At 70.7% G+C, this 2,575-nt stretch carries 4 protein-coding genes; all 4 read right to left on the bottom strand.

Annotation, left to right across the window (positions count from 1 at the left end; genetic code table 11):
* A partial coding sequence (locus tag VIB55_RS13100) for a hypothetical protein (protein ID WP_331877099.1) occupies positions 1-188 on the bottom strand: 188 nt, incomplete at its 3' end.
* Positions 189-234: 46 nt separating this feature from the next.
* Entirely contained in the window at positions 235-1,026 is a 792-nt protein-coding gene (locus VIB55_RS13095; protein ID WP_331877098.1) for a type III pantothenate kinase, read from the bottom strand.
* 54 nt (positions 1,027-1,080) lie between these two features.
* Positions 1,081-1,899: a biotin--[acetyl-CoA-carboxylase] ligase gene (locus VIB55_RS13090; protein WP_331877097.1), complete on the bottom strand. Its 819-nt coding sequence runs from the start codon at positions 1,897-1,899 to the stop codon at positions 1,081-1,083.
* Positions 1,896-2,575, bottom strand: a 680-nt coding sequence (gene nadC, locus VIB55_RS13085; protein WP_331877096.1) for a carboxylating nicotinate-nucleotide diphosphorylase, incomplete at its 5' end; no start/stop codon positions are given. The genes nadC and VIB55_RS13090, both read right to left, overlap by 4 nt.

Genomic DNA, 2,575 nt, shown 5'->3' with positions numbered 1-2,575 from the left:
TGGGTGTCCGATGCTGTGTCAACATTCCCGTCGTCGCGCACGATGTCATCCCGATGGAGCGGCCACCCCAAAACGTTTCGCCACACCGGAAACCGCAGCGACTGAGGGATCCGCACACACTCCGCGGCACCGCTCGATTGCTGCGGAAACAACACTTCCTTGCCGGCTTCGATGCCGCTTTGGATCAAGCCGGCGCGCCCCGGCTACCCTCTCGCCGCACGCGGCCCGGCGACTTCACATGCCACTCCCAGCGGTCGAACGCGACAGGTGCTCGCGGGCGAACTCCAGGCCGTAGAGCGTCAGGTACGGCTCGATCTTCTGCACCGTGCGGCAGTGCGGGCCGATCAATTCCGCCAGCCCGCCGGTGGCCACGACCAGCAGCTCATCGCTTCCCCATTCCTCGCGGATGCGGTGCACGGTCCCATCGATGGCGTCTACCGCGCCGTAGAACACGCCGCTCTGGATGCACGTTTCCGTGCGCCGCCCGATCACCCGCTGCGGGGGCACGAGGTCCACGCGCGGCAGCTTGGCCGTGCGTTCCGTCAGGCTGGCGGACGACGTCTTCACGCCCGGCGAGATCACCCCGCCGATGAACACGCCGTCACGGGTGATGCAGTCGAACGTGGTGGCCGTGCCCAGGTCCACCACGACCGTATCGGCCGCGTACATCCGCAGGGCAGCCAGCGTGTTGACGATGCGGTCGGCACCCACCGTCATCGGCTCGTCGACGTCCAGCGTGATGGGCAGCGGCGTGCGCGCGTCTACCGCCACGGCGCCGACGTCCAGGTAGCGCTCGCACGCGCCGCGGAGAACGACCGTCATCGCGGGAACGACGGAGCCGATGGTCGCCGCGCGGACGGCGTTGTGCCCCACGCCGGACGCGGTGAGCAGCTGGACGAGGATCATCCCGTACTCGTCGGCGGTGCGGCGGCTGTCGGTGCTTACGCGCCAGTGGCCGCGCAGCTCCGATTCCTGAAACCAGCCGATGACGGTTTCCGTGTTGCCGACGTCGAAGACGAGATCCATTGGGGAAGTGCGTGAGTGCGTTAGTGCGTGAGTGCGGAACACGGCCGATGCGCGTCAGGCGGGGGTGGCGTCGGCCGGGGCCAGGCGGACCGTGCCAGAGGTGATGGTGCGCAGCATGCCCTCCGTGTCGCGGACCAGCAGGGCGCCGCTTGGGGAGATGCCCAGGGCGATTCCCGACATCGGTTGCGCGCCGGTGACGCGGATGGGGCGGCCCTCCAGCGCGTCGCGGCGGCGCAGGGCGCCCAGCAGAGCGCCAGACAGCTGTGCCGGCGGTTGGGCGAGGGCACGCATCACCGCGGATGCGACCGCACCCGCCACCTCCGCACGCGACGGCTGCCATCCCGCCGCGATGCGCAGAGAGGTGGCCGTATCGCGCACGTCTTCGGGAAAGTCGTCCGGCGCGTGCAGCACATTCAGCCCCATGCCGACGATCACCGCGCCGGGGCCGTCGCCCTCCCACGCGCCCTCGCAGAGGATACCGGCGAACTTGCGGCCCGCCAGTTGGAGGTCGTTCGGCCACTTGATCTGCGCTGTCGCGGGCTGCACGTACGCATCGACCGCCTTCGCCGCCGCCAGCCCCACCAGGATGGGGAGCAGGCCGGGCGCCGGCAGCTCGGCCGGGCGCGCCACCATCGACATCCAGATCCCCAGCCCCGGCGGCGACGACCACGCGCCGCCGCTCCTCCCCCGCCCCGCCGTCTGCTCCTCGGCCAGCACGAGCGTTCCGTGCGGCGCGCCAGAATCCGCCAGCGCGCGAGCCGCGTCGTTCGTGGAGGAAATGCTCTCGAACAGGTGAACCGCGGGAAGCGACCAGCGGGCGGCCAACTCCGCGGCCGCCTGCCCCTCCCAGCGCTCTGCCGGGCGGTCGGTCACAATGCGGTGAGCCGCAGCGACAGGTCCAGCGAGGGTGCGGAGTGCGTGAGCGCGCCGATGGAAATGTAGTCCACCCCCGTCTCCGCGTACGCGCGGATGGTTTCCAGCGTGATGCCGCCGGACGCCTCCGTCTCGGGCCCGCCCTCGCCCACGCCGCGGACGATCTCCACCGCCTCGCGCATCATCTCCGGCGTCATGTTGTCGAACATGATGCGGTCCGCGCCCGCCGCCAGCGCCTCGCGCACCTCGTCGAGCGTGCTCGTCTCCACCTCCACCGCCAGCCCCAGGTCGTTCTGGCTGCGGACCGCCTCCACCGCCGCGGTGATGCCGCCGGCCGCCGCGATGTGGTTGTCCTTGATCATCACCATGTCGTGCAGGCCAAAGCGGTGATTGGTGCCGCCGCCCGCGGCTACCGCCGCCTTTTCCAGCCAGCGCATGCCCGGCGTGGTCTTGCGCGTGTCGATCACCCGCGCCCCCGTGCCCTCCACCGCGCGCACGTACTGGCGGGTGACCGTGGCGATGCCGGAAAGGCGCTGGAGGAAGTTGAGGGCCGTCCGCTCGGCGGTGAGAATGGAGCGGGCAGAGCCGCGGATGGTCATCGTCACGTCGCCGGGCTCGATGGCGGTTCCCTCGGCGAAGGCAGCCTCGATCTCCAGGTGCGGGTCCACGCGCCGGA

Origin of the sequence: Longimicrobium sp. (genome assembly GCF_036554565.1) — a bacterium.
Classification (GTDB): domain Bacteria; phylum Gemmatimonadota; class Gemmatimonadetes; order Longimicrobiales; family Longimicrobiaceae; genus Longimicrobium.
Note: the sequence above shows the minus strand (reverse complement) of the source record. Positions and strands in the feature narration are given on the sequence as shown.